The organism is Rhodococcus sp. 66b, assembly GCF_002076325.1.
GTDB lineage: Bacteria > Actinomycetota > Actinomycetes > Mycobacteriales > Mycobacteriaceae > Rhodococcus_F > Rhodococcus_F erythropolis.
Genome location: NZ_MUZB01000004.1, coordinates 42,670 through 66,627, shown reverse-complemented (window position 1 = coordinate 66,627; position 23,958 = coordinate 42,670). Strand labels below are relative to the sequence as shown.

The window sequence follows — 23,958 nt, the reverse complement described above, 5'->3', positions numbered from 1 at the left end:
TCCTTGCGGGATGGGAAATCCGTGACGGAAGACCTGGTCGAGCCACATTCTGGGGAGTCGTCGCAGTCTTCAATCTCGCCGCCCTTGCATATGGGCTGAGTGGTGCATCATGACCGCCAGTCGAGCCTCCGGAATCGTCGCCTCCGCACTGGCTTCCGCGAAACAGGACGGCATCAACTACCCCGAGCATGTCGCTGACCGAGTCCTCGAAGCGCTGGAGGCCAAGGGGTTAGCGGTCACCGCGAAGACGGCGCAGCAACCGTTCCATGGTTGGCCGACATGGGCCGACGTCCCCGAGGGGGTGTGGGTCCGTGGCGAGAAGGCATCTCCGAATTGGGAGTGGATCAAGCGCCACGGAACCGCATATGCGTTGGACCTCAACCACAACGCCGGATGGTCGTCGATTCTGACTCCGAGCCAGTTGGATGCTCTGGCCCCATTCAAGGCGGTGCGGTCATGAGTGAACAGTTGACCGATCCCATCGCAGCGCACCTGACGGAACTCATCACGGATGCACCTGATGAAGACAACTATGACGCGGGATATGTTGCCGCTCTGGCAGACCTCCGTGGCTCGGCTGCCTTCAAGTTGGTGGTGGAGCAGCACACCAACGGGCGGATCGCGGAACTCGACTGGGACGAGCTCGTCGCAGCGATCCCCGACGGCTGGGAACTACAGGAAAGCGCTCACCTCGAAGAGGTCAGCCGAGTACGGCAACGAGACCTCGAAGCATCCCAAGCAACAACCGCACGGTGGCGTGCCCGCGCCGAGAAGGCTGAGGCCACGATCGCCCGGGTGGAGAACGCGCTACCCGACACCAAAGACGCCGAAGCTGACGACATGCACGACATCGGCTGGGGCCGAGGACAGCAAGTTCTCGCCGGGTACATCCGCTCGGCAATTAAGGGCGACGAACTCCGCGCAGCCCTGGAAGGGAAACAGCCATGATCCCCGACCCACCCACCGGCATGGGGCCATGGGAACAGGTGCGGCAGTTGGAGTTCCTCCGCGCCTACAAGGATGACCTCCCAACCCTGCGCATCGAATCGACCATCGCCGATCGGCACTACACGACGTTCTGGATCTCCCACTACAAGAACGGGGGTCGACCATGAAGACGAAGAAGTGTGACCACTGCGGTCGGAAGCGTCCGATCATGGCCGGAATGTTCGTCGGCAAGACGGGGGAGAGGTTTAATCTCTGCCACCCGGACTTCGCCGACCACCCCGTATTCGAGCCAAACGGTGACAGCCCTGACTGCTATCGGCTTGTGACCGTCTACGGCGAAGAGATCGGCACGCGAAAGGATCTCAGCCTCGACGACCCCTGCGAGAAGTGGGACCAGCGAGACACCGACCACGACGTCGACCGGCTACGCGACGTGGAGATCGGACTATGAACCACCCCGATTGCACATGCGCCGGCGGCAACGACGCAGCCCACTTCAAACACGAAGCATTCTGCCGACTCCGAAACCCAGGCGGCCGACCACCACCAGGCAACTGGCGACCACCGGTGACCGAAGAAATCATCGACGGCCACAACAAGATCGTCATCGCCAACTACGGCAACCGCGTCGAAGTCAACACCTACGAACGCAGCATCCACGACGAGAACAAGTGGGAATGCGTCAGCTGCGTAGGAATGACCACCGCCACCCTCCGCCTCAAACTCAAATCCATTGGAGTACTCAATGACTGACATCATCGATGTCTACACGGACGCCGAACTGGCGAACCGTGCCGTCGTCCTCAAAGCCCTCGCGTCCGCGGTGCTCGACGAGTTCAACCACGTCAAGTCCATCGCAGGAAACCAGCTCGACAAAGGCGACAGCAAAGCGGCCCGACTCGGTGACGAGAAGCTGGGCCGGTTGTCGAAGTCGGACCCCAAGCCGACCGCGAAGGTCACCGACCCGGTGAAGTTCGATGCCTATGTCCGTACACGTTTCGCAGACAAGCTCGAGCTCCGAGTCGAACTGGGGGATACCGCGGAGATTTGCGCGGTTCTCGCCGACGCTGGTGCCGACGACTTGTACAAGCACGTCGAGTCCATCCCCGACTGGCTGATCCAGGAGCAGTTGAAGTCCGCCCTCGCTCCCGGTGCTGACATTCCCGGCATCACCGTCACCACACCTCCCGGCGTCGTCTCCGCAACGCCGACACCCGCGGCGAAGGCTCTCGTTCAGGAACTCCTGGCAAAGTCCCCGATCCCGCTCCTCGCTCTCGAATCTCCATCGCAGGAGGATCGACCATGATTCAGTTCGAACCCGCAACCAAGAAAGCATCGAAAGCCCGCATCGCCCTGTGTGGTCCGTCAGGATCCGGTAAGACCTACACCGGCCTGGCCATCGCTACCGCTCTCTCGGATCGCGTCGCAGTCATCGACACCGAGCGCGGATCAGCATCGAAGTACGTCGGCCTCAATGGCTGGCAGTTCGACACAATCTCACCCGACAAGTTCTCGCCCCTCTCGCTCGTCGAGGCATTCGGAGTGGCCGCAGGAGCTGGATACGGCTGCGTGCTCGTCGACTCCCTCTCGCATTACTGGATGGGCACTGACGGAATGCTCGAGCAAGTCGACCGCCGTAGCACGTCGAATAAGTTCACCTCGGGATGGAAGGCAGTCGGCCCCGAAGAGAAGCAGATGATCGACGCCATGCTCACCTACCCGGGGCATGTGATCGCAACTCTCCGAACAAAAACCGAGTACGTGATCGAGGAGAACGAGCGCGGCAAGAAGGAACCCCGCAAGGTTGGCATGAAGCCGATCCAGCGTGATGGAATCGAGTACGAGTTCGACTTGATCGGCGACCTCGATCATGAGAGTCGTCTGACAATTTCGAAGTCCCGCATCTCTTCCTTGGCTGGTCAGGTCATTGCGAAGCCCGGTGTGGATCTGGCTGCGACGATCGCCGACTGGCTGGCTGACGGTATCGATGTCCCGTCTATTGCCGACTACCGCCAGCGTGCGGTTGACGCCGGCACGCGTGACGAGCTGTTGGCAATCCTCAAGGAAATCGATTCGGCTCATCTGTCGAATGCGCCAACGGTTGACGACGACGGTCGGCCGACTGTGTTGCGCGCCTTCATTGTCGCTCGCGGCCAGGCGCTGACCGATCCCGGTGCAGCATGAATGACTACAACCCAGTCACCGTCGAGCAGGCCATCCGCGACTGCTCGAACCGAATCTCCAAAGGCGTCACCGTCTGCGCCAACACCTACGCCGCATTCCTGAACGCCGATCGCGCCTACGACCAGGCATATGCGTCTGAGTACATCCGCGCATCCGACAAGCCTGCGCATGAGCGCAAGTACGTCGCCGAGCTCGCCACCACAGGGGAGCGAGAGACTCGCGACCTTGCCGACGCTGCTTATCGATACTCGGACCGTCAGGCCCGAGCGTTGGAATCCGAACTCCGCGCCTGGCAAAGTGTCGGCGCTTCCATCAGATCGGCGTATGCCGTTGCAGGACGGGGCGAATCATGACCAGTATCTATCTTCCCTTGCTTAATGTTCTCGACCACGAGCCCTGGACAGGCAAGGCGCTCTGCTGGGGCGGGGATCCGGACACGTGGTTCCCGACCACCGGCGGGAAGTCGCACAATGCCGCAATTCGAGCGTGCCGATCCTGCCCGGTAATCGGACAGTGCGCCGTGGAGGCTTATGCCGCCGACGAAGCGTGGGGCATCAGGGCTGGCGTTTATCTCGACACAATGCCGAGCAAGGTCCGCCAGACAGCACTCGCCGACATAGCCACCGAGAATGGCTTCGAGGTGCCAGATGGGGAGACAGCGAGTTTCGTTCATCATTCGAGTTCGATTGGCGCTCAAGTACTGAAGGAGCGAACACACTGCAGGCAAGGTCACGAGTATACATTTGAGAACACAGGCACGCATCGTCGGCGCAATGGGGCCGAGTCTCGATACTGCAAGACGTGCGCTGCTGCTTCTGCCGCCCGCCGTGAAGAGCAGAGGGCCGCGGGGGTGCCATCATGACTACCTCGGCCAAGCTCCCGTGGCGCCTTGGTCGCGAGGTAACCCGGCGACGTAGCGCCCATCGAGCAGCGCAAGGCGCGCCATCCAGGGTTCCAAGCTCTCGTGTGCAGCAGCACGTGAAGGAGCTCCGAGCGGTTGGAGTTTCTCGGGGGATGATCTCGGCGGCTAGTGGGGTGTCGGTACAGGCGCTCACCTTCATCGAAGACGGAACATTCGAGTGGACCTTGGTTGATCGAGCTGACGCGATCCTGAAGGTCACGGTGCATCCACTTCCTTGCCAGTCTTGGGTTGTCTCGGTTGGCGCCCTACGTCGAATGGAAGCACTTCGCGCCCTAGGGTTCACAGTTCCGAACATCGCCGACAGGCTGGGAGTGAGCCGTACGAGGGTTCTCGACATGTGGGGAAGACCTGCGTGCACCTATCGTCGCTGGGCTGCGATCCGCGACCTATATGACGAGTTGTCAATCACTCCAGTAGGTGAGCTACAGGGCAGTCCGCATGGGCGGGCTCGAGCCCTCGCGATGCGGTCCGGCTTCATCCTCCCCATGGAGTGGGAGGGGTACGACATCGATGACCCCCGCGTGGTGCCTCCAAGAGCCGTGCGGAAGTCGGGCGATATGGCGGCGACCCGGGAGGTCGATGAGGTCCTTGTGCAACGCATCGTGGATGGTCGACATGAGGGTGTGCCTCCAAAGTTGGAACGAGATGCCGCATTTCGACGGCTCGACGAAGCGGGATGGTCGGCCACTCGAATTGCCGAGCGTCTACATGTCACACCAAGGACTGTCGAGCGACTGAGGGCGGCCGCATGAGCCTCCGCAGAACACCCCTCAAGCGCACACCCATGAAGCGAACCCGCTCGAAGAATCAGCCCACCCGGAAACGTCAGCGTGACACCGGCTTCCCGGAGTCGGTGAAGAAGCTGATCCACGAGCGGTCCGGTCGACGCTGCGAAGTCCGTCGGGTCTGCCATGGGGATGCGGCGGTGCAGATCCATCACCGTCGCCCTCGTGGCGCCGGCGGGTCGTCGGTGGCATGGGTGAACCAAGCGGCGAACGGGCTCGACGTATGCCATGCCTGTCACCTCCGAATCGAGTCGGCCCGGGAGTTCTCCGAGGCTCACGGCTGGCTCGTGTCGATGAACAAGAAGCTGCGTTCGGACGAGGTTCCAGTGCTCCTCGCCCACGACGCAGAACCGGTCCTGCTGTCCGACGACGGCACTATCCACCGACCAACCAAGGGGGACTAGATGGCACGAGAGCATCGCAAGAAGGTCAGCAGGTCGGTGCGGGCCAGTGTCTACGTCCGCGACGGCTGGACGTGCCAGTACTGCGGGCTGAAGTTCACCCCCGAGGATGGGCATGTGAGCGGCCGATATGCGCCCTACGAAAACGGCATCTGGCTCGAATTGGATCACATTGAGCCATATTCAATTTCACTCAATAACAGTGCCGACAACCTGCTCGCCGCCTGCACTCCATGTAACCGGCAGAAAAGTACGTCGACAGTTGCAGTCGATTGGCCGGTCCGAATCAAGGTGGCCCGAGAAATCCTGGATTCAGGGCCTGCCAACAGTCGCACCGCAGCCCGCGCCGTAGAGGCATTGACGGGCGCCCGGTTCAAGCCAGGTGGTCCGTCATGAGAATCCGATCCATAAAGCCGGAGTTCTGGCGCTCAATGGACATCAGCAGTCTCGACAACTGGATCGACAGGTTCATTTTCATCGGCCTCTGGTCCTACGTGGATGACAACGGCGTTGGGATCGACAGGCTTTCGCTCATCACCACAGACTTGTTCGCAGATGACGTGGAGCGAGACCCTCGCGAGACATTCGCGAGAGTCTCGCGAGGGTTACAGAACCTTTCCGAAGCCGGTCTCATCGTTCGCTACAGCGTCGCGGAACGCTCATTTCTCTACATCACCAACTGGTCGAAGCATCAGCGGATCGACAAGCCGAACAAGTCCCGCTACCCCGACCCCACCTGCGACGATGCCGAAATTCGCGAGACCCTCGCGAGAGTGTCGCGAGAGTCTCCGGAGATCCCCGCGCCTGGAACAGGGGAACAGGGGAGCAGTGGAACAGGGGAACAGCGGAGCAGATCTTCTTCGTCGGCGATGCCGCCGAGGGAGGATGTCGAATCGATCTGCGGCAGATTGCATGACCGAATCGTCGCCAACGGATCGAGGGCAACCATCGGTGACTCTTGGCGCAATGAAGCCCGGCTTCTGATCGACCGAGACGATCGAGACATCGACGAGGTGCTCGAGCTCATCGACTGGTGTCAGGCCGACGACTTCTGGAAGTCCAACATCCTGTCGATGTCGAAGTTCCGCCAGCAGTACGACAAGTTGCGTCTGCGCCGCGAATCCGAACGACCATCCGCGCGCCCTGGGGCGCTACAGAACGGCATCTCACGCCAAGACGCCAAGGTCAACGGATATCTCGCCTATGCCAATCTCGATAACCAGAAGGAAATCTCGTGAACGAACACCAGCAGACGGCAGCTCTCGTCCTGGCGAAGTGTGCGGCGAACGATCCCTGGTTCCCCAATGGCGGCGAGGCGATCGTGATGGCGTGGGCGGAAGTGTTTGCCGAGTCCGGGCTCGCTCGTGAGGAACTCCTCGCGGGCGTGGCCCGGGCCTACCGGCTCGAGACCGAAGGCTTCAAGCCGCTGGCGGCGTCGATCGTCAAGCATGCATTCGCCGCGTACCACGACTCGCTCAAGTCCCTCTCGGATGAGAAGCGGGAATCGATGGAGGAGGCGTCTCACATCCTCCAGGAGCTCGGTTTGACTCCGCCGCAGGCTCATCGCTACGTCCGGCGGATTGCGCTCGGCAGGAAGCCTCTGGTGGCCCTGACGCCGGAACAGGATTCGCAGCTCCGGATCCGACTGGCGGAGCGGCAGGCATTGAAGGCACTCCCGGCCCGTAAACGGTTCCTGATGGGAATCGTTGGCGAGTTCGGGCAATCACCCCAACCTAACCCCGATGGCGCGCCCACGTCGCGCACAGCCCCGGGAATCGACCTCCAAGAACAGGACCACTCATGAACCGCTACTTCTACGACACCGAGTTCCTTGAAGATGGCAGCACGATTGATCTGATTTCCATCGGAATCGTTTGCGAAGACGGGCGTGAGTACTACGCCGTCAACTCCGAAGCCAACTGGGATCGAATCAGGAAAGACGACTGGTTGATGGTCAACGTCGTGAGTTCACTTCCAACACACAGCAGAGGGCAAGTCGAGAAGCGCCGGGGATTCGGACAGTCGGGTTACTCGTGGGGCGGCCTCGATATGAGTTCCACTCTCGTGAAGCCGAAGTGGGTCATCCGGAATGAGGTGCGTGAGTTCCTACTCGCAGAACCGAGTCCTGAGCTGTGGGCCGACTACGCGGCTTATGACCATGTGGCGCTCGCTCAACTGTGGGGGAAGATGATCCATCTTCCCTCCGGCCTGCCGATGTACACCCGGGACTTCCAGCAGCGACTCGACGAACTGGGCCGCCCAGAGATTCCCGAGCAGGTCGACGGTGTGCATAATGCGCTCGAAGACGCTCGGCACCTAAAGCTTTGCTTCGAGGCTGTCCGACCAGGCGGTGAGCCAGCATGAACGACCACGGACCCGACTGCATCTGCGCCACTTGCGATCCCGAATGGGCGAATGACATCGCACGCCACAACTCAGTGCAGGTGGCGGCATGAGCTACGTCATCCTCGAATTCAGCAAAGGCGCGAAGACCGCCGACGGCGTTCATGGCCCCTTCCAGCGCCGAGGTGACGCGGAAGAAGAAATCGACGCACTACGTGACCAAGAGTTCCACCTGCGTACGGGATTCACTTACTCCCTCGCTCGAATCTTTGGGGTGAGGGAATGACGAACCGCAACAAGGCCAAGGGCGATACTGAGGAGCGGGCAGTCCTCGCCATCCTCCGTGCCGCAGGATTCCCCCACGCCGAACGAACCAGAGCAGGCCGCGCCGAAGATCAAGGCGACATCTTCCTCGACAACGCAGTCGGCCTCGCGCCCAGCGTGATCGCCCAAGTCAAGAACGTCGCAACCCCGAACTGGACCGCATGGCTAGGGGAGCTCGACGACCAGAAGCGGCGATCGAAGGCGGTGCACGCATTCCTGACATGGAAACGCTCCCGCCCAGGGGGTAAACCACCCCACCGACTCGCCATCATGCCGCTGACCGATTACGCCCAACTTCTACGAGAAGCGGGCTACGGCGATCCACTCGAAATCGATTCTGCGCCAACCGAAACCGAGGTGAAATAGCATGACCAGCCTGGTAAAATTCAGGTATCACTTCACCTCCACCGCAACAGCTTTCGGCATCACTGCGGCCGGTTTGGCGTTCGCAGGTTTCCTGACATTGACCGCGCTCTCGGATGTTCTCGAGCGCCATCCCGGAACGAGGAACTCATGACTGACATCACCGCAGATGAATACCGCACCGCAGCGAAAGTTGACCGCCACCATGGAGGCCAGTCGGCAGCCCAGTTTTACGAGGACAACGCACGCGCTCTCGAAGCCGTTGAAACCGAGGACATCACCACCCAGCTCGCGAAGGCGATGTTGAACCAGCTGGTCGGTAACCCGGAGACTTACGATCTCGCATCCGAAGCGCGGCGTAAGGAATGGCGCAATATCGCCGTGGTCGGTCTGTCCACAGTCAATCGCGCTGGCCGTCTCATCCCTCCCGGCGGTATGACACTCACCGCCGAACAGGTGGAAGACGTGCGGTATGACGGCTGGGTGGGTGCGGATACGTACATGGCAATGCGCAAGGTGGGAATCTCCGAGGAAACTGCTGAGGCTGCTATGGATTACATGAAATCCGTCGGCTTGGTCGTTAAGCGCAAGGGAGTTCGAATCACCCCGTCCGACTGGACGAACCCCACCCCTGCCGAACCCGCCGAGGAGGAGACGAAAGCGGACACTACGGCGATCAAGCGGGACGCATGGTTCAAGGGTTACGACGCGTGCCGTCAGGGCGACCAGCGGCACAACCCGCACCCCGCCTCCTCGCCGGTTGTCCCTGCCCCCACCGAAACCGGACCGTGGCCGACATGGGAAGCGGTGCCGGAAGGGGTGACCGTCAAGTCTGCGAATGGCGAGAGGTTCCGCAAGACCGGAGTCGGCGCTATCCATCTCCTCACAAACGGCGTGGGCGACTGCTGCAAAATCTCCGTAGCTAATGACCTTCAGCCCACCCCGTTCGTTGCGGCCAAGGAGGGGTGAGCATGAGCGATATCAAGGTTGGCGACCTCGTAGACCTCAAGCCGGAAGTGATGTTCGGTCCAATTGGCCCGCCACTCAAAGTCACGCGCATCACGAGGAATTGGCTGTACGCACGACGCGAAGGGCGGCTGGCCGTAGCTGTGCAAGTCCGCATTGGCGATGTGACTCCAGCCAGGACGGACGAGGTGGCGGCGTGACTGGGGTGGATGTTGAGCACACGAAAGCGCTGAAAGAGCGAGCGCATTTGGGCCACCTGGTCGCCATGACATCAGGCGTTCGGAACGGCGACCACTGGTACATCTGCGACGACAACGAATCAGTCGCCACGATCAGCGCCAACGACGGCATCGACGAAGAGTTGCGCCAACCTCGCGCCGAACTGTTCGCGTACGCCGTCAACACACTGCCCGCCCTGGTTGCGGCTGTCGAGCGAGTCCAAGCACTGCACACGCCTGACGAGTTCGGGATGTGCGAAGGCTGCGGAGACAACGAGCACGGATACGCCATCGTCCCTCACCCCTGCCCCACAATCCGAGCATTGGAGACGCCATGAGCACCTTGATCGAAACACTGGCCGCACACCTTCCTGAGAATCACGGCGAATTCGAGGTTGGCAATTGGCGTTGCATTTGCGGGAAAGAAGGCTGGGCCGAGGATGACAACGATGCAGAGAAAACGCGCCAGTTCGCTTCGCATGTCGCCAAAGTGATCTCCGAAACCCATGCCATTGTCGAACTTCCGAAGCCGCATCGCGCCGAGGAAGGCGAATTAGAGGACGGCGACGACCCGCGAGTGTGGCGCGGGTACGTCACCAACTACTTCGTCAACGAAGGTCAGGTTGTCAGCGACGGCGCATGGATCTTCACCGCAGACGGAGCACGACAGGAGGCCGCTGCACTTCTCGCAGCCGCAAACGCAGCCGAGGTGTCGTCGTGACCGCGCCTGATCCGGGGTTGACCGACCTCATCGCAGCGGCGTTGGGCGACAAGATCATGCACACGAACGGTTCCGGCGATCGAAACCGTGCCTATGCCGCGCATGTGGCGTTGGTGGTGGAGCAGCACACCAACGGACGGATAGCGGAGAACACTGGTCTACGTAGGGAACTCGCGGATGAGCAGCAACGGCAGTCCGACGCGTCCGCAGAGTTGCGAGTGCTCCGGGCCATGGTCGCCAGGGTGGAGAAACTCGCAGCGGAGTACGCCCGAGACAACCAAGAGCATCTCAACACCTTCGGTCAACATCACCCTGTCGCGGGAATCGCCCACGACCACCTCCGCGCAGCTTTGGAAGGGGAACAGCAATGAGCGAGATTAAGGCCGCTATCCGTTGGGCGCTCAATCAGCCGAATAGTCACTACTACATTGCCGGATACCGCGCACGGACAAAAGATCCCGGCCGCGACTACGGGGACCGCGATTTCACTGACGCGAACGACTGGATCGTCAGCGAGTATCGAACCGCCAAGCCGTCTGAGGAGTCGTTGTGAGTGACCAGTTGAGGCAGGCCATGATCGCCGCACTGGACCGGCGGGCGCAGAACGGACGCCACCTGCACCACAAGGACTGCATCCACAACCTGGCGCCCGAAGAACAGGTCGCGTTACGTGGCAGGACAGTTGAGTGGTGGATGACGGTCGTCGGATCAATGCCCGAGCAGATCACGCCAGACCAGTGGGAGGAGTCGTTGTGAGTGAGATCCGATCACAGGCCACACCCGCGAGGGACGAACTGGCCGGCATCATCCACGTCCACGTGTGCGCCAACAACCTCGAAGACTGCACACGTGAATGCCATCTCGCCGCCGCCGCACTACAGAAGGCTGGTTGGTCGAAGCCTCACACGGTGAACAGCATCGAAGAAGCACTGACGCTCCCGCAAGGAACAGTCATCCGACCCGGACCCATAGTGTGGCCACGCTCCGGAGAAATCAGCGTCAACATCAGCGACCAGCGGCACTACGTCCACTGGACAGGCAGCGACTGCCCAGACGAACTCGCCACATGGATGCTGCCCTTCACCGTCCTCTTCACTCCGGGGGAGGCGGGATGAGCGCCGATGGTTCATGGGCCGAGTTGGGGCCTGGCGTGTACTACGCACCGGTGGGCACGATATTGCCGGCCAGCGCGGGGGAGGACTTCGGCGGAAAGCCGTTCAAGTTGCCGCCGCCGGTCGAGTCCGTCCCGCTGGGCAAGTGGTCATTTCGCGAGGAATGGCCAGACGACGGCAACCCGACCGCGTACTCACTCGCGCCGATGCCCAAGCAATCCCCGCCGATGTGGGCGAACGATCCAGCCCATACCCGTAGGACTGCGTTCGGTCCGACGAAGCGGGTGAAGTGATCGCCTTGATCCTCGTCGTCCTCATCTTGGCTGCGGCTGAGGTGGGGGTGACGGTGTGGATGAGAGGTATTGCGCGGCAATGCAATTGGTGATATGGCGTGGTAGAATCAGGGAGGAGTTGCGGACCATCTGAGAGTGGGGATCACATGGGGATTGTCGAGTTTCTCGAGGCTCGGATCGCGGAGGATGAGGCGGTCGCGCTAAAGGCTGGTGGAGCCGAGGCGGAGTGGCTGTACCGCGACGAGTATGACCGCGAAACCAATAACGAGGTCGTGTGGGCTAACTCCCGCGCTGAAGAGTGGTTCGGTCCGGCGCAGAAGGAACCGTGTGTCTCATACGGCCGCACGGTGACGCAGGATTCCGAGGGCTGCCTACCTGCCGTAGGTAAGGAGGATGGCACCCACATTGCTCGCCATGACCCCGCCCGAGTTCTCCGTGAGGTAGCCGCCAAGCGGGCGATCATAAAGGCGTACGTCGATGCGGACATTAAGGCGCATGACACCTACAACTTCCATGAGGACATTCTTAATGGAGAGTCCAATGGGCTCGAGACGGCAGTCGAGGCACTCACTATTTGCTGGTCCGATCATCCTGACTTCAATAAGGAGTGGCGTCCATGAGCGTTCTCGTATCCTTCGCCTATCGAGGCGACCCGCTGCCTGTCTGCCTGAACTGCGCCGAAGTCCCTCGCGTTGGCGATCATGTGTCGATCGACAGCGTGAAGGTCCATACCGTGACCTCGGTCAAGTGGTCAATGGCTCACCTGTACGACGAGATGAGGCCGTGGGTATTCCTGGATGGAGAGCGACCATGAGTGAGACGTTCATGTTCGACGAGCTCGGATATCCCAAGTTTCGGATCACTTCGGAATCTAAGCCAGGCGATCTCTACTTCACATTCAATGCCGACTCGGTCGTTGCTTGGGAGGACGACAAGAAGCCTGTCGAGTTCGAGAAGTACCTCATCGGAACGATCAAGTGGGACTCCTGCTCGCACCTGTATTTCGGTATCGACAGCGACAATGACGGATATGTGCATATGTGTGGCGTTGGCGACTTTCAGGACCATATCGCACTGTTGAAGTTCCTGTACGAGTTGGCGTTCGAGCGCATGGGGCAGAAGCCTCAAGATGGCGAGGAGTGGTCATGAGCGAGATCTACTTCGTCTGCCGTGAAGACCGTCAAATGCTCGACAAACTCCTCGGCGAGATCCCCGGCCTGATCGACGATCTTGCGATCACGATTTGCCGACAGGACCGCACCGGCAAGGGTGGGATGAAGATCAGCTCAGGCAGTGACGAGCAGCCGATGCCGTTCAACGTCGGAGCCTCCGATGCCGGCGACTACCTCCGCAACGAGCTGAACACCTGGGCTCGACTGGTATGCGAGGAGCGCTACATCTCCTATGACGGTTCTGATTCCGTCGTTGGGGTGTCGGTGTGGTTGCGGAAGAATCTGGCGTCTCTGGCGATGACTCAGGGTGCGGAGGATGCGTTGTCGGGGATCGAGTCGGCGATGAAGCGGTGCCGGCGGGCGATGGACCTGCCCGCTGAGGATCCGCCGTCATGGGACGAAGAGATGGTTGAGCGGGCAATGAACCAGGCAGTGACCGCAACTCAGGCACAGCTGCTGATGGGAAGGCTCGGACACCCACCCCTCAAGGCCGCGACGATCAGCAAGTGGTTCGAGCGAGGTCATCTCGAAGTGGATGATCGTGGATTCTTCAGACTCGGAGACATACTGGCGCGCAATCCTCGGAAGGTGGTCGACGAGGATGGGTGCAGGTCAGATGCGGTGTCGAGATTGGCATGTTAAGCTGACGCCGCAGGCGCGAGAGTTATGCAGAGATGCAGACCTTGCGCCATCGTCATATCTGGGGTGAGTTTCACCGCTCACCCGCCGGTGAGTGATGTTGCCTCACCTGCACATTCTTGTGGTCAATCACTGCGCACACATCTGCATCTTCGGCGCTCCGTGAACTGACCACAATCCCCTGCGAGCAGCTCGCCAGCGCCCAGGGAGGCCCCGCCGATACGCCCATGAGGCGCGGCGGGGCCACAAACTTCGCGTCACTCGGTAGTCCTGGACCTGAATCGAGGGCCTTGATGCGCGCAACGATGACTGTCCTCGCCGTGTCCGCCTTCGCTTCACTACTCCTCGCCTCACCTGCCAATGCCCGCAACGTGATCGTTGTCGACGGCACAGGCCGAATCCATTTCTGACTCAACTTCATAGCGATAGCGGGTGGGCACTTTGTTGTACGCAAACGAAGAGTGGCGCGCGGTGGTTGGCCGAGAAGGTGAGTATGAGGTCAGTAGCCTCGGTCGCGTTCGCTCACTCGATCGGGTCGTTTCGAATGGAAGCTATCGAAGAGGTCGAGTACTGCGGCCCCGAGTACTGCCATCCGGATACTTGCGGGTAGCGCTTGGAGCCAAGGACGATAGCTACATACATCGAATAGTCGCAGCAGCATTTATCGGACCAGCTCCAGACGGTTTCGATGTGCGCCATCTGGATGGGTCGCGAGCGCATAACGTGCCAGAGAACCTGTGTTACGGAACGCGACTGGAGAACATGGCGGACCAGAGGCGACATGGAACGCACGGAAACACCCTGAAATCCCATTGCCCTCGCGGGCATCTGCTGCAGTCCCCGAATCTGGTTGCCTCAAACCTTCGTGAAGGCCGTCGCTACTGCCTGTCGTGCCGAACGGCCAGCATGGCCCTTCGCCGCCGAAAGACTCCATTCACTGACGCGGAGATGAAAAGCCATGCGGATCGCGAGTATTCGAAGATGTGCATTTCTGCTGCTTAGTTCCGCGTGTGCTCTGGTTGCCCTCGGCTCCACGGCAACGGCCCGCACCGCGGTCGTCGTTGGCGGAACGTCGGCGCCTGAGGCTGAATACATCATCAACACCCTGGTTGGGTATGACGACATTCGGGTCGTGGATTACCCTGCGTCCGTCTTGATTCCGTCGTATGACATCTCGGTCGCGACGGGGTCGGGCAATCTTCGTGCAGCCCTCGCTGAAGTCGATGATGACGAAGTCACTGTCATAGGTTTTTCTCAGGGCGCCCGCATCGCCGGTGACGTCCTCACTGAACCGCAGAACGCCGGCGTGACCGGGGTGCTGTATTCCGATCCCCGCCAAGCCGGTTCGGGCGTGGAGACGCAGACGTGGCTACCGGGTGTTCTCGGGGCGACTATGTCGGGGGAGCGTGGCGAGTTCACGGTCCCGGTGGAATCGAAGTGCATCCCCGGCGATGGCGTCTGCGATTGGCGCAACGACGATCCTCTCGGGTCGGTAGTCGGATACCTGCAACACCATCAGCACTACTTCGACTGAGGGGCTGAGATGACTGCAGACCAATCCAACCGCATCGCCCTCGCCGAGAACCTGGTCAACGAAGCTGAGGCCCGCATGGTCAGGGCTGAGAACGAACTACTCGCAGCCCAGGTCGGTTGCGATGCAGCACATCAGCGGTTGCAGTGCGCACGTAAAGCAGCCCAGGCATTCATCGAAGGAGTAGTCGTATGAGCGATGAAGAAGAGGGCTTGGAAGTAGCGCGGATCACCATCATCAGGCGACTGCTTGATGACGGCAACGACACCTTCGAGGTAACTGCGGAAACATCCAGCGTCCTCGAATCTCTCGGCCTACTTGAGTTGGCCAAGATGGATCTCATTGCGCCCAGCATGCTCGACCGTGCCGACGATGCGTGACCTCGTCGAGTTCGCCCGTATCGCACTGGCTCTCATCCGGTTCTGGATCTTGTAGGCAATGGGGGTTGCGATGCGGATCATCGAACGCTTCACTGCTCAGTGTGTGTGTCCTGTTTGTAAACTCCTGGACTGCCACCCCATCCGGGAGCCGAAGCCTTATGGGCAAGGCACTCCGATGCGAAGTTGGCGCAAGGCGGATGGGGCCACCACGGAGTATTGGGGATTCGACGTGTGGCGAACCTTTGACGAGTCCAGCTTTGAGGTAATCCGCGTCTGTCGATGTGGCTACCAGTGGGGACAAGGCTGATGCCCAGCCTCGCGCTACTGCGTTGGGCAGCAGCCGGCATCTACCGCATGTGGTTCAACCGAGACTGAATAGCGGTGACTAACTGTGACTGGATTCAAATCAGGCGGACTAATCCAAACTGATTCAAACCAAACTGAATCCACACAGACTGATTCGGATTCCGTGCCCTACATCAACAGCAGCGGCTACATGCTGCCGGCATCCAAGGCTCACGAGTACTCAGCCGTCTTAGCTCTCATCAATGCCACGCCTTCACAAAGGTAGGTGACTGCAATGCCCAGTCTCGAAGACCTCATCGTCGACACCCTCGCCAACCTCCGCTCAGTACGAGCCGACTACGACGAGGCCGTGTTCATCACCGACTTCTCGGACAAGGCACAGGCTCGACACGTCGAGGTACTTGAAGCAAGAGTCGAGATCCTCACCGATCAACTCGACACGTACCTCAGTCAAGTCCCGCATCACATGGCTGCGTGATGGCACGAGCACGGACCCGAGTGTGCAGCAAGCCCGGCTGCCCTCACATGCAAGCCGAAGCCCAATGTCCCGAGCACCGAGCAGAGCGCGACCGGTACCAGCGAGCGACCACACCTACCAAGGTCACACGCGACCATGCTGAGCGACAACGACGAGCACAGACAGTCAACGAACATCGAGCCATGCAAGGTGACTGGTGCCCTGGGTACCTGAGAGCCCCGCACAGCTCCTCCGACCTCACCGCCGACCACATCGTCGACATCCAGCACGGCGGCTCGCCTACGGGCCCCCTGCAGGTCCTCTGCCGCAGCTGCAACAGCCGCAAGGCCGGCCAACGATGGCCCTGACCTGCGGCGATGCAACCCGTTCGACCTGCGAACGACCCCTCTGACCTGCGCAAACGCACGGGGTGGGGGGCATCCCCAAACGGGAAAAACCGTCCCGCCGCGGGGGAGGTGAACTTTTCCCGCGACAGGTTCAAGACCTATCGGTCGGCGCGATGCCGGCCGTCTTCCGTTGGTGGCGCGATGCCGCCTTGAGGAGTGATTGCTATGCCATCAGGTGGTGCTCGTTCAAGATCTGGCCCTCCGAAGGATCCGAACTCGCTTCGGTCTGCGAACTCATTGGCAAAAGGGGAGTGGCGAACACTTCCTCGTGAATCCGGCATGGATACACCCGAATGTCCGCTGCCTGAAGTGAATGCCGCCGAGTTGCAGATGTGGGAAACGTATTGGCGCAAGCCGCAGGCGGAGATCTGGCGAGAGAATGGCATGGAGATCGAGGTTGCGCTCCATGTGCGGCACCTCGTCGAATCCTTGGCAGCGGGCGCCGCTTCCAATGCGCGCACGCTGGTTCGTCAGCAGATGGATTCGCTTCTCTTGACCCACAAGGCAATGCAGGACGCGATGATTCGCATCGGCGACGATCAGCTGACTGATGCTCCGGCGCCTGTTTCGAAGCGTCCTTCTGCTCGCGATCGGCGCTTGGCGGCCGTTCCCGATGCAACCGCCTGACCTCACGCTGGACATCGTCCCGGACTGGATCGAAACGCACTGCGCCGTACCCGACGGGTTCGATGCCGGCGAAATGCTCGAGCTCGTACCCGAGCAGTTGACGTTCGTGCAGAACCACTACGCGATCAGGACTAGCGCTAAGCGCGGAGAGCTGGCTCAGGCGTTCGTGTATCGGCGTTCCCAACTAGTTCGGGCGCAGAAGTGGGGCAAATCTCCTCTGATTGCCGCGTTCGTCTGCGCCGAAAGTGTTGGGCCGGTCTTGTTCGACGGCTTCGCTGAGGGTGGCGAGCGGTATCGATGCTCCGATCACGGCTGTGGCTGCGGGTGGGTCTACGGGTACGTGCCAGGGGAGCCGATGGGCAAACCGTGGCCTACGCCGTTGATTCAGGTGACTGCGACGACCGAGGATCAGACGGACAACACGTACGGGGCCCTGCGGCCGATGATCGACCGCGGCCCGCTGGCTGATGTCATCACCCGCACCGGTGAGGAGTTCATTCGCCTCCCTGGCGGCGGGCGAATCGACGTCGTGACATCGAAGGCGACATCTCGTCTCGGTCAGCGCGTCACATTTGTGCCTCAGGATGAGACGGGGATCTGGACAGATTCGAACTCGATGACGAAGACAGCGCGCACGCAGCGTCGAGGGCTTGCCGGCATGGGCGGTCGGGCCATCGAGACGACCAACGCCTGGGATCCTTCCGAGAACTCGGTCGCTCAACGCACTTATGAGTCATCGGCCGTGGATATCAACCGCGATTTCCGTATTCCGCCCGCGGACTTGTCATTCAAGGACAAGCGGAAACGCCGGAAGATTCTGCAGTTCAACTACGCAGGTGTGCCGTGGGCGCTCAACAACCTCGACGGCATCGAGGCCGAGTGCGGCGAAATGATGGATACCGACGCCGCTGAGGCTGAACGGTTCTTTGGTAATCGAATCGTGCATGGCCAAGGTTCATGGCTGCGGGACGGACTGTGGAAGTCGAGGTTCGTCAATGCTGTGGCTACCGAATCCTGAACCGGGAACGGCGATCTGCGCAGGCTTCGACGGCAGTGAGAACAACGACTTCACTGCCATTCGCTGCGAGACGCGTGACGGACTGCAGTTCACGCCGAGGTATGGCCCGGATCGTCGTCCGACCGTATGGAATCCGGCGAACTGGAACGACCGGATTCCCCGCGGCGAAGTACATGCGGCGGTGGATGAGATCTTCTCGACCTGGAATGTCGGTCGCTTCTACTGCGACCCGCAGGACTGGTACTCGGAGATCGGCGACTGGGCACTGACTCATGGCGACGAGCATGTTTCCGAGTGGCCGACGAACAAGATCGACCGGATGTATCACGCGATCCGCCGATTCGAGACCGACCTCTCCACTGGGCGCATCACCCAGGACGGCTGCCCGATCACGGAAACGCACATGGCGAACTGTCGGAAGATCGCCAAGCCCGGCCAGAAATACATCCTCGGCAAGCCTGCGGATCACCAGAAGATCGACGCCGCAATGGCATCCATCCTCGCGCACGAGGCGGCAGCAGACGCTCGCGAAGCTGGCTGGTCCGACGCCCCTAGTAGTCAAATGATCGTCTTCTGAAAGTAGGTGATGTGGCCGATGGCCGAGACTGTTGACCTCATCCCGATCCTCGAAAAGGGCCTCGCGGCTGATGTGGCGAACCTGACGAAGTGGGACAACTACCTTGAGGGCGAACAACCCTTGAAGTACATGTCCGAGGCCATGCGGGAAGAGTTGGGCGACACTGTCGCTGAGCTCGTTCTGAACTGGGCCCGCCTCATCGCCGACGCATACGAGAGTCGCCTCGACGTCGAGGGGTTCCGCTACGCCGACTCCGACGCCGAAGACGATGAACTCTGGGCGGGATGGCAGTACAACGACATGGATGAGCAGTCCCAGCAGGGGCATCTCGACTCCATTGCACTCTCTCGCTCGTACGTCTTGATCAGTGCGAATGAGGAAGCGGACAAGCCTCCCCGCAACACGATTGAATCGCCGTTTCAGGTGTGGGCGCGACGCGATCCGAAGACTCGCAAGGTGTCGTCGGCAATCAAGAAGTGGAAGGACCTCGAAGACCTCGAGCATGTTCTCATCTACACGCCGATCGAGACTGTGGAGTTCGTCAAGAAGGACGGCGAATGGAAGGCCGGCGGGTTCAAGGACAAGCACAACTTCGGCATCGTTCCGGTCGTGCCACTGGTGAACAAGCCGAGAATCCTGCGCCCGGATGGCGTGTCGGAGTTCAAGGACATCATCCCGCTCGCCGACGCGGCCAACAAGATGGCCACCGACATGATGGTCTCCGGAGAGTTTCACGCAATGCCCCGCCGGTGGGCCTTCGGGCTGAAGCAATCCGACTTCGTCGACAAGAACGGCAATCAGCTCAGCGCGTGGTCGAAGGTGAAGTCGCGCCTGTGGGCGAACGAGAACCCGAATATCAAAGTCGGGCAGTTCGATGAGGCAGACCTCAAGGTCTTCCATGACACCATCAAACTGCTGGCGCAGTTGACCTCTCAAATGGCCGCCCTGCCGCCCCATTACATGGGATTCAACAGCGACAATCCACCCTCGGCCGATGCGATGCGCTCCTCGGAGTCGCAACTGGTCAAACGGATCGAACGTAAACACACCTTCCTCGGCGGAGCCTGGGAAGAGGCGCAGCGCATCAACCTGATGTTCATGCGCAACAAGGCCGAGCTCGAACCGAATGACTACCAACTCGAAACTGTATGGCGAGATCCTTCGACGCCCACCGTGTCGCAGAAGGCCGATGCTGCGCAGAAGAAGTACGAGTCCGGCATTGTGCCCCTGGAGCAGACGCGGATCGACCTCGGCTACAGCGCAACCCAGCGCAAGCAGATGAAGAAGATGGACGAGGAAGCTTCAGCTGCTGGTTCCGTTGCGCGCTTCGGTCGAGAATTGAACCCCGACAATGTTGCCTGACGCTTCCGCGGACTACTACCGGAAGCAACAGGGGATCACACTCGAACTGCTGGCGATTGCGAGTGACATCTGGGGATCTCGACCCCCCAAGGATTTCGACCGTTGGTTTGCATCCAACGTCGACATGCTGATGGAGCTCGCCCTTGCGGGTCAGGCGAGAGCGATTGCCGGCGCCGACGTGTACGTGGCGGATGTTCTCGATGAGATCGGCGTATCTATTGCCGCGGATGCGGTGACGGCGCCCGATGGACTCATCGGTGTGGCATCGGATGGCCGAGCGTTGGACACGCTGATGTACGGCGCGGTGATCACCTCAAAGGGTCGAATCGCTAAAGGGTTGTCGACCTCGCAGGCATGGGCGTCCGGCTTGGATGTGCTGATCAATCGACTGCAAACGCAAGTGGCTGACGCTTCACGAGTCTCGACCAGTTTGTCGATCGCAACACGTCGGCGTGTCGGGTACGTGCGAATGCTCAACCCGCCATCCTGTTCGAAATGCGCTGTCCTGGCTGGAAAGTTCTACCGCTACAGCACAGGATTCCTCCGGCACCCAGGCTGCGATTGTCGGCATATTCCATCAACCGAGAACATGTCCGGCGACATGACCACCGACGTGGACTCCTACTTCACAAGCCTGTCCGAGGACTTGCAGAACAAGTACTTCACCAAGGCTGGCGCCCAGGCCATTCGAGACGGCGCCGACGTCAATCAAGTGGTGAATGCCCGGCGTGACATGCAAACGGCGCAAGTCTTCGGGCGCGACTTACTTACCACGACCGTGGGTGTCAGCCGCCGCGGAGTGGCCTACCGGGCGATGTCCAACGCTGGATATGCAAACCGCGGCACCGATGTTCGCTCTGGCGGAAGATTCCGCGCCCGTGCGCCTCGACTGATGCCCGAATCGATCTACCAGATTGCCGAGAGCCGTGATGACGCGCTCCGGCTCCTCAAGTTGTACGGCTACCTCGCGTAGTCCGTCATTCCCATGCGGGCGATCCGCATGGGCAACCACCCCCGCGATGGAGGTCTACACCCATGTCCGATCCCACTCCCACTCCGCCTGTTGCCGATCCGGCACCGTCCGCACCTCCTGTAGTTCCCGACGGCGCGACGCCTCCCGGAACTTACCCGGAAGGGCTTGGCGATCCAGGCAAGAGGGCTCTCGACGCAGAACGTGCACGAGCAGATCAGGCCGAACGAGACCTTAAAGCTCTGCGCGACAAGGCCGACGCCGACGCGAAGGCTGCCGAGGACGCGAAGCTCTCCGAGCTCGAGCGTGCCCAGCAGACCGCAAACGAGGCTCGCGCCGCTGCCGACAAGCAGTTGGAGGAAAACCAGCGACTCCGCTTTGCATTCGAAAACGGAGTCCCTGCGGCATGGGTGAACCGGCTTCAAGGCAGTACCCCCGAAGAACTGGCGGCTGACTGGGCGATCCTGCAGCCGACACTCGCCGTTCAGGTCGACCCGAACGCGCCGCGAGTTCCCGCCCCGGTCCCGAATCCGGGTCCGCAACCGGGTCCTCCTCAGACCGAGGACGACCTCCTCTACGAGGAGATCTACGGATCTACTCCAAAGTGAAAGTGAGGGCCTGACATGGCCGAATATGTTCCGATCCGGACACCCGGAGCGGCGCTTGTCTCTCAGGCGTCTGCTGCGATCACCGGAGGCCAGCTTGTTGCGGTGTCCGGAAACAGCACCGTCGCACCGACATCCGCAGCTACGGCAGCCTTCCTGGGCATCGCCGCGTTCGACGCCGCAATCGGCGACAAGGTGACCATCCACTCCGTAGGTGAGCATGAACTCACCGCTTCGGGTGCGATCGCCGCCGGCGCCAACGTCATCGCCGCGGCTGCAGGTGCCGTCGCCACGATCGGTTCTGTCACGGATTACTCGCAGGTGGTTGGTGTCGCGGTCGCCGCGGCGTCCGGCGGCAAGGTCCGCGTCGTTCTCCGCTAAGTCCAATTCACCCATGGGGCCGTGAGGCTCCGGTAACTCAAGGAGGGGCCAGATGGCCATCACCTACCCCCCGGTACCGCCCACGTTCAATGGGGATACCACCACCGTCAACCGCTTCCTCGCCAACCCGACCTTGGTGTCGCGCCGAGCAACCGAGTTGGCGCGTCAGCGCTTCATCTCCGATGTTCTCCTGACTGCCCGCCAGGACGTCTCCGGCGGCGCGATCGTCTTCGAGCAGGATGACCCGCTGTATGTCGATCGTCCTGTCGAAATGGTCTCGCCCGGTGGCGAGTACCCGCAGACCGGGCTCGGCGACGGGGTTCCGCAGGCCGTGAAGGTCAACAAGTGGGGCCAGGATGTGCCGATCACCGACGAGAAGATCAAGCGCTCGAACTTCTCCGCAGTAGAGAAGGCGCTGCAGCGACTGGTCAATACCGCGGTGAAGAACTGCGACTCGATCAGCCTCTCGTTGATCGCATCGCAGGTCACCCAGACCCAGGCCGTCACAGACGGCGTGTGGTCGACGTCGACCAAGATCTTGCGCGACATCATGCTCGCAAAGTCGCAGATCGTCGCACAAAACAAGGGCTACGACCCGAACATGCTCATCGTCGACGATGTCACCTGGGCGTACCTTGCATCTGACCCAGCCCTCATGACCGCTCGCGCTCGTGAGGACAAGTCGAACTCCGTGTACTCGGGAGACTTCCCGACGATCGCCGGTTTGACGATCCTGTCGACCCCGAACCTGCCTGCGCCCGGCGCCTGGGTCATCGACACCAACGCACTCGGCGGTATTGCCGACGAGAAGTTGGGCGAGGGCTACGCCGGCGAGACGATCGAAACCAAGACGATCCGCGAGGAAAAGAACGACCAGTGGCTCGTTCGCGCCCGCCGCGTCTTCGTTCCGTACGTCAGTGAGCCCGGTGCGGCCATCAAGATCACCGGCACTGCGGCCTGAGAGGAATGACCATGAGCTACACAGTCAAAGCTCCGCTCGTCGGAGTGAACGGCGCCGACGGCAAGGTCAAGTACCTCTACATCGGCACGCCAGTCCCTTCGGATGTCTCCGCAGAAGATCTCGAACGACTGGAGGAGGGCGGGCTGATCGTCAAGGACGAATCCGCCGCTCGTCCGAAGGTTGCGGCCAAGAAGCCCGCAGGGGATTCGAGTGACGTCGCCGCTTAAGCCGCCACTGATCACGGTCGAAGACGTTCAGGCTCGCCTAGGGGAAACCTTGAGTGAGCCTGAACGTCTTCAGGTCGAATCGCTGATCGAGTACGCATCGGCGCGACTTCGGGCGTATCCGCTCGATATCGACAATCGGATCCTGCAGGGTTCACTCGATCCAGTCTTGGTGACTGGAGTTGTTGTTACTGCGGTCATTCGAGCGCTCGACGCGATGCGCATCGGTCTTCGTGTCCGATCAGAGCAGTATCCGGAGATCAGTACCACTTATGCGGACGCTGACCCTTCGTTGCTGTTCTTCTCGGCCGACGATCTGGCTGTTCTCGATCCCGCCACCGGTGTGCAATTCGGTGGCGCCTTCTCGATTCAGCCCGGCTGATGCCGCGCCTGCCCGAGCAGTGGGTGCTACTGCAGGATAACCCGGCGGTCGGTGTCGATCCTTCGACCGGCAACCGGCGTCCTGGCGTCCCGATCGAGACTCCATGGACCGGACTGTTGCAGCAGCGCCAGTTGTCCGCATCGTCCGTCGATGCCGGCAACGTCGAGTTCTCCGATGGGCATGTGGTCAGTTCATATGTCCTACTGCTCGATCCTGGCCTGCAGCCGCATCCGGAGCGACGTGATCGTTTCCGGGGGCCTGACGGAACGGTCTACACCGTCGTCGGCAAACCCCGAGTCCGCCGGCCCGCCCGCGGGTCTCGCCGACCTGCCTACATTTCCGCGATCGTTCGTAATTCATCTGACTACCAGGAGTAATC

The 23,958-nt window shown here is 60.9% G+C and carries 46 protein-coding genes; all 46 read left to right on the top strand.

Annotated elements, in window-relative coordinates:
- Positions 1 to 109 precede the first annotated feature (109 nt).
- A complete protein-coding gene (locus tag B0E55_RS08345; RefSeq protein WP_080909518.1) occupies positions 110 to 460 on the top strand; it encodes a hypothetical protein in 351 nt (116 codons plus the stop codon).
- Entirely contained in the window at positions 457 to 948 is a 492-nt protein-coding gene (locus B0E55_RS08340) for a hypothetical protein (protein ID WP_080909517.1), read from the top strand. The genes B0E55_RS08345 and B0E55_RS08340 overlap by 4 nt, the downstream gene beginning before the upstream one ends.
- Complete coding sequence (locus tag B0E55_RS31660; RefSeq protein ID WP_157902076.1) at positions 945 to 1,115, top strand: hypothetical protein; 171 nt, start codon at positions 945 to 947, stop codon at positions 1,113 to 1,115. Before B0E55_RS08340 ends, B0E55_RS31660 begins: the two co-directional genes overlap by 4 nt.
- Positions 1,112 to 1,399, top strand: coding sequence for a hypothetical protein (locus B0E55_RS08335; RefSeq protein WP_080909516.1), 288 nt, complete (start codon positions 1,112 to 1,114; stop codon positions 1,397 to 1,399). The genes B0E55_RS31660 and B0E55_RS08335 overlap by 4 nt, the downstream gene beginning before the upstream one ends.
- A complete protein-coding gene (locus B0E55_RS31515; protein WP_133053416.1) occupies positions 1,396 to 1,701 on the top strand; it encodes a hypothetical protein in 306 nt (101 codons plus the stop codon). Before B0E55_RS08335 ends, B0E55_RS31515 begins: the two co-directional genes overlap by 4 nt.
- Complete coding sequence (locus B0E55_RS08325; RefSeq protein WP_080909514.1) at positions 1,694 to 2,254, top strand: hypothetical protein; 561 nt, start codon at positions 1,694 to 1,696, stop codon at positions 2,252 to 2,254. Before B0E55_RS31515 ends, B0E55_RS08325 begins: the two co-directional genes overlap by 8 nt.
- On the top strand, positions 2,251 to 3,132 hold the full coding sequence (locus B0E55_RS08320) for an ATP-binding protein (protein ID WP_080909513.1): 882 nt from the start codon (positions 2,251 to 2,253) through the stop codon (positions 3,130 to 3,132). Before B0E55_RS08325 ends, B0E55_RS08320 begins: the two co-directional genes overlap by 4 nt.
- Positions 3,129 to 3,485, top strand: a complete 357-nt coding sequence (locus tag B0E55_RS08315) for a hypothetical protein (protein WP_080909512.1) — start codon at positions 3,129 to 3,131, stop codon at positions 3,483 to 3,485. The genes B0E55_RS08320 and B0E55_RS08315 overlap by 4 nt, the downstream gene beginning before the upstream one ends.
- Positions 3,482 to 3,994, top strand: a complete 513-nt coding sequence (locus tag B0E55_RS32620) for a WhiB family transcriptional regulator (RefSeq protein WP_080909511.1) — start codon at positions 3,482 to 3,484, stop codon at positions 3,992 to 3,994. The genes B0E55_RS08315 and B0E55_RS32620 overlap by 4 nt, the downstream gene beginning before the upstream one ends.
- Positions 3,995 to 4,802: 808 nt before the next feature.
- Positions 4,803 to 5,243, top strand: a complete 441-nt coding sequence (locus tag B0E55_RS08300; protein ID WP_080909509.1) for a hypothetical protein — start codon at positions 4,803 to 4,805, stop codon at positions 5,241 to 5,243.
- Positions 5,244 to 5,636, top strand: a complete 393-nt coding sequence (locus B0E55_RS08295) for an HNH endonuclease (RefSeq protein ID WP_080909508.1) — start codon at positions 5,244 to 5,246, stop codon at positions 5,634 to 5,636.
- 35 nt (positions 5,637 to 5,671) lie between these two features.
- On the top strand, positions 5,672 to 6,478 hold the full coding sequence (locus tag B0E55_RS08290; protein WP_080909507.1) for a hypothetical protein: 807 nt from the start codon (positions 5,672 to 5,674) through the stop codon (positions 6,476 to 6,478).
- Positions 6,475 to 7,044, top strand: coding sequence for a hypothetical protein (locus tag B0E55_RS08285; RefSeq protein ID WP_198538405.1), 570 nt, complete (start codon positions 6,475 to 6,477; stop codon positions 7,042 to 7,044). Before B0E55_RS08290 ends, B0E55_RS08285 begins: the two co-directional genes overlap by 4 nt.
- Entirely contained in the window at positions 7,041 to 7,604 is a 564-nt protein-coding gene (locus B0E55_RS08280; protein ID WP_080909506.1) for a 3'-5' exoribonuclease, read from the top strand. The genes B0E55_RS08285 and B0E55_RS08280 overlap by 4 nt, the downstream gene beginning before the upstream one ends.
- An 88-nt stretch (positions 7,605 to 7,692) precedes the next feature.
- A complete protein-coding gene (locus tag B0E55_RS31650) occupies positions 7,693 to 7,869 on the top strand; it encodes a hypothetical protein (protein ID WP_157902074.1) in 177 nt (58 codons plus the stop codon).
- On the top strand, positions 7,866 to 8,273 hold the full coding sequence (locus B0E55_RS08275) for a hypothetical protein (protein ID WP_080909505.1): 408 nt from the start codon (positions 7,866 to 7,868) through the stop codon (positions 8,271 to 8,273). Before B0E55_RS31650 ends, B0E55_RS08275 begins: the two co-directional genes overlap by 4 nt.
- Position 8,274: 1 nt before the next feature.
- Entirely contained in the window at positions 8,275 to 8,424 is a 150-nt protein-coding gene (locus tag B0E55_RS31645) for a hypothetical protein (protein WP_157902073.1), read from the top strand.
- Positions 8,421 to 9,239: a hypothetical protein gene (locus tag B0E55_RS08270; protein WP_080909504.1), complete on the top strand. Its 819-nt coding sequence runs from the start codon at positions 8,421 to 8,423 to the stop codon at positions 9,237 to 9,239. The genes B0E55_RS31645 and B0E55_RS08270 overlap by 4 nt, the downstream gene beginning before the upstream one ends.
- 2 nt (positions 9,240 to 9,241) lie before the next feature.
- A complete protein-coding gene (locus tag B0E55_RS08265; protein WP_080909503.1) occupies positions 9,242 to 9,436 on the top strand; it encodes a hypothetical protein in 195 nt (64 codons plus the stop codon).
- Positions 9,433 to 9,792: a hypothetical protein gene (locus tag B0E55_RS08260; protein ID WP_133053414.1), complete on the top strand. Its 360-nt coding sequence runs from the start codon at positions 9,433 to 9,435 to the stop codon at positions 9,790 to 9,792. Before B0E55_RS08265 ends, B0E55_RS08260 begins: the two co-directional genes overlap by 4 nt.
- On the top strand, positions 9,789 to 10,175 hold the full coding sequence (locus B0E55_RS08255; protein ID WP_080909501.1) for a hypothetical protein: 387 nt from the start codon (positions 9,789 to 9,791) through the stop codon (positions 10,173 to 10,175). The genes B0E55_RS08260 and B0E55_RS08255 overlap by 4 nt, the downstream gene beginning before the upstream one ends.
- Positions 10,172 to 10,546, top strand: a complete 375-nt coding sequence (locus B0E55_RS08250) for a hypothetical protein (protein ID WP_080909500.1) — start codon at positions 10,172 to 10,174, stop codon at positions 10,544 to 10,546. The genes B0E55_RS08255 and B0E55_RS08250 overlap by 4 nt, the downstream gene beginning before the upstream one ends.
- On the top strand, positions 10,543 to 10,728 hold the full coding sequence (locus B0E55_RS08245; protein WP_080909499.1) for a hypothetical protein: 186 nt from the start codon (positions 10,543 to 10,545) through the stop codon (positions 10,726 to 10,728). Before B0E55_RS08250 ends, B0E55_RS08245 begins: the two co-directional genes overlap by 4 nt.
- On the top strand, positions 10,725 to 10,931 hold the full coding sequence (locus tag B0E55_RS08240) for a hypothetical protein (RefSeq protein ID WP_241896033.1): 207 nt from the start codon (positions 10,725 to 10,727) through the stop codon (positions 10,929 to 10,931). Before B0E55_RS08245 ends, B0E55_RS08240 begins: the two co-directional genes overlap by 4 nt.
- Positions 10,928 to 11,290: a hypothetical protein gene (locus B0E55_RS08235; protein WP_080909498.1), complete on the top strand. Its 363-nt coding sequence runs from the start codon at positions 10,928 to 10,930 to the stop codon at positions 11,288 to 11,290. The genes B0E55_RS08240 and B0E55_RS08235 overlap by 4 nt, the downstream gene beginning before the upstream one ends.
- Complete coding sequence (locus B0E55_RS08230; RefSeq protein WP_133053413.1) at positions 11,287 to 11,580, top strand: hypothetical protein; 294 nt, start codon at positions 11,287 to 11,289, stop codon at positions 11,578 to 11,580. Before B0E55_RS08235 ends, B0E55_RS08230 begins: the two co-directional genes overlap by 4 nt.
- Positions 11,581 to 11,726: 146 nt before the next feature.
- Positions 11,727 to 12,200 (top strand): DUF6221 family protein, encoded by a 474-nt coding sequence (locus tag B0E55_RS08225; protein WP_080909496.1) that lies wholly within the window; start codon positions 11,727 to 11,729, stop codon positions 12,198 to 12,200.
- On the top strand, positions 12,197 to 12,394 hold the full coding sequence (locus B0E55_RS08220; RefSeq protein WP_080909495.1) for a hypothetical protein: 198 nt from the start codon (positions 12,197 to 12,199) through the stop codon (positions 12,392 to 12,394). The genes B0E55_RS08225 and B0E55_RS08220 overlap by 4 nt, the downstream gene beginning before the upstream one ends.
- On the top strand, positions 12,391 to 12,729 hold the full coding sequence (locus B0E55_RS08215) for a hypothetical protein (RefSeq protein ID WP_080909494.1): 339 nt from the start codon (positions 12,391 to 12,393) through the stop codon (positions 12,727 to 12,729). The genes B0E55_RS08220 and B0E55_RS08215 overlap by 4 nt, the downstream gene beginning before the upstream one ends.
- Complete coding sequence (locus tag B0E55_RS08210; protein ID WP_133053412.1) at positions 12,726 to 13,394, top strand: hypothetical protein; 669 nt, start codon at positions 12,726 to 12,728, stop codon at positions 13,392 to 13,394. The genes B0E55_RS08215 and B0E55_RS08210 overlap by 4 nt, the downstream gene beginning before the upstream one ends.
- 429 nt (positions 13,395 to 13,823) lie before the next feature.
- Positions 13,824 to 14,393: an NUMOD4 motif-containing HNH endonuclease gene (locus B0E55_RS32615; RefSeq protein ID WP_080909492.1), complete on the top strand. Its 570-nt coding sequence runs from the start codon at positions 13,824 to 13,826 to the stop codon at positions 14,391 to 14,393.
- Positions 14,350 to 14,925: a PE-PPE domain-containing protein gene (locus tag B0E55_RS08200; protein WP_080909491.1), complete on the top strand. Its 576-nt coding sequence runs from the start codon at positions 14,350 to 14,352 to the stop codon at positions 14,923 to 14,925. The genes B0E55_RS32615 and B0E55_RS08200 overlap by 44 nt, the downstream gene beginning before the upstream one ends.
- Before the next feature lie 9 nt (positions 14,926 to 14,934).
- On the top strand, positions 14,935 to 15,117 hold the full coding sequence (locus tag B0E55_RS08195) for a hypothetical protein (RefSeq protein ID WP_080909490.1): 183 nt from the start codon (positions 14,935 to 14,937) through the stop codon (positions 15,115 to 15,117).
- The gene (locus B0E55_RS08190) at positions 15,114 to 15,302 is read left to right on the top strand and encodes a hypothetical protein (protein WP_080909489.1); all 189 of its coding nucleotides are present in this window, start codon (positions 15,114 to 15,116) and stop codon (positions 15,300 to 15,302) included. The genes B0E55_RS08195 and B0E55_RS08190 overlap by 4 nt, the downstream gene beginning before the upstream one ends.
- A gap of 580 nt (positions 15,303 to 15,882) precedes the next feature.
- Positions 15,883 to 16,086: a hypothetical protein gene (locus B0E55_RS08185; protein WP_080909488.1), complete on the top strand. Its 204-nt coding sequence runs from the start codon at positions 15,883 to 15,885 to the stop codon at positions 16,084 to 16,086.
- A 665-nt stretch (positions 16,087 to 16,751) separates the two neighbouring features.
- Positions 16,752 to 17,099, top strand: coding sequence for a hypothetical protein (locus B0E55_RS08175; RefSeq protein ID WP_133053411.1), 348 nt, complete (start codon positions 16,752 to 16,754; stop codon positions 17,097 to 17,099).
- Positions 17,086 to 18,117: a terminase gene (locus B0E55_RS08170; RefSeq protein ID WP_108912702.1), complete on the top strand. Its 1,032-nt coding sequence runs from the start codon at positions 17,086 to 17,088 to the stop codon at positions 18,115 to 18,117. The genes B0E55_RS08175 and B0E55_RS08170 overlap by 14 nt, the downstream gene beginning before the upstream one ends.
- Positions 18,095 to 18,694 (top strand): terminase, encoded by a 600-nt coding sequence (locus B0E55_RS08165; RefSeq protein WP_080909484.1) that lies wholly within the window; start codon positions 18,095 to 18,097, stop codon positions 18,692 to 18,694. The genes B0E55_RS08170 and B0E55_RS08165 overlap by 23 nt, the downstream gene beginning before the upstream one ends.
- Positions 18,695 to 18,712: 18 nt before the next feature.
- Positions 18,713 to 20,056 carry a phage portal protein gene (locus B0E55_RS08160; RefSeq protein ID WP_157902071.1) on the top strand — a complete coding sequence of 448 codons (1,344 nt, stop codon included), beginning with the start codon at positions 18,713 to 18,715 and terminating at the stop codon, positions 20,054 to 20,056.
- Positions 20,046 to 21,029: a VG15 protein gene (locus B0E55_RS08155; RefSeq protein ID WP_080909482.1), complete on the top strand. Its 984-nt coding sequence runs from the start codon at positions 20,046 to 20,048 to the stop codon at positions 21,027 to 21,029. Before B0E55_RS08160 ends, B0E55_RS08155 begins: the two co-directional genes overlap by 11 nt.
- A gap of 62 nt (positions 21,030 to 21,091) precedes the next feature.
- Positions 21,092 to 21,634, top strand: coding sequence for a hypothetical protein (locus B0E55_RS08150; protein WP_080909481.1), 543 nt, complete (start codon positions 21,092 to 21,094; stop codon positions 21,632 to 21,634).
- A 15-nt stretch (positions 21,635 to 21,649) separates the two neighbouring features.
- Positions 21,650 to 22,012 carry a capsid cement protein gene (locus B0E55_RS08145; RefSeq protein ID WP_080909480.1) on the top strand — a complete coding sequence of 121 codons (363 nt, stop codon included), beginning with the start codon at positions 21,650 to 21,652 and terminating at the stop codon, positions 22,010 to 22,012.
- Positions 22,013 to 22,064: 52 nt separating this feature from the next.
- Positions 22,065 to 22,973, top strand: coding sequence for a phage major capsid protein (locus tag B0E55_RS08140; protein ID WP_080909479.1), 909 nt, complete (start codon positions 22,065 to 22,067; stop codon positions 22,971 to 22,973).
- A gap of 11 nt (positions 22,974 to 22,984) precedes the next feature.
- Complete coding sequence (locus B0E55_RS08135) at positions 22,985 to 23,200, top strand: hypothetical protein (RefSeq protein ID WP_133053409.1); 216 nt, start codon at positions 22,985 to 22,987, stop codon at positions 23,198 to 23,200.
- Complete coding sequence (locus tag B0E55_RS08130) at positions 23,184 to 23,579, top strand: hypothetical protein (protein ID WP_080909477.1); 396 nt, start codon at positions 23,184 to 23,186, stop codon at positions 23,577 to 23,579. Before B0E55_RS08135 ends, B0E55_RS08130 begins: the two co-directional genes overlap by 17 nt.
- 23 nt (positions 23,580 to 23,602) lie before the next feature.
- The gene (locus tag B0E55_RS08125) at positions 23,603 to 23,956 is read left to right on the top strand and encodes a hypothetical protein (RefSeq protein WP_241896031.1); all 354 of its coding nucleotides are present in this window, start codon (positions 23,603 to 23,605) and stop codon (positions 23,954 to 23,956) included.
- Positions 23,957 to 23,958 lie beyond the last annotated feature (2 nt).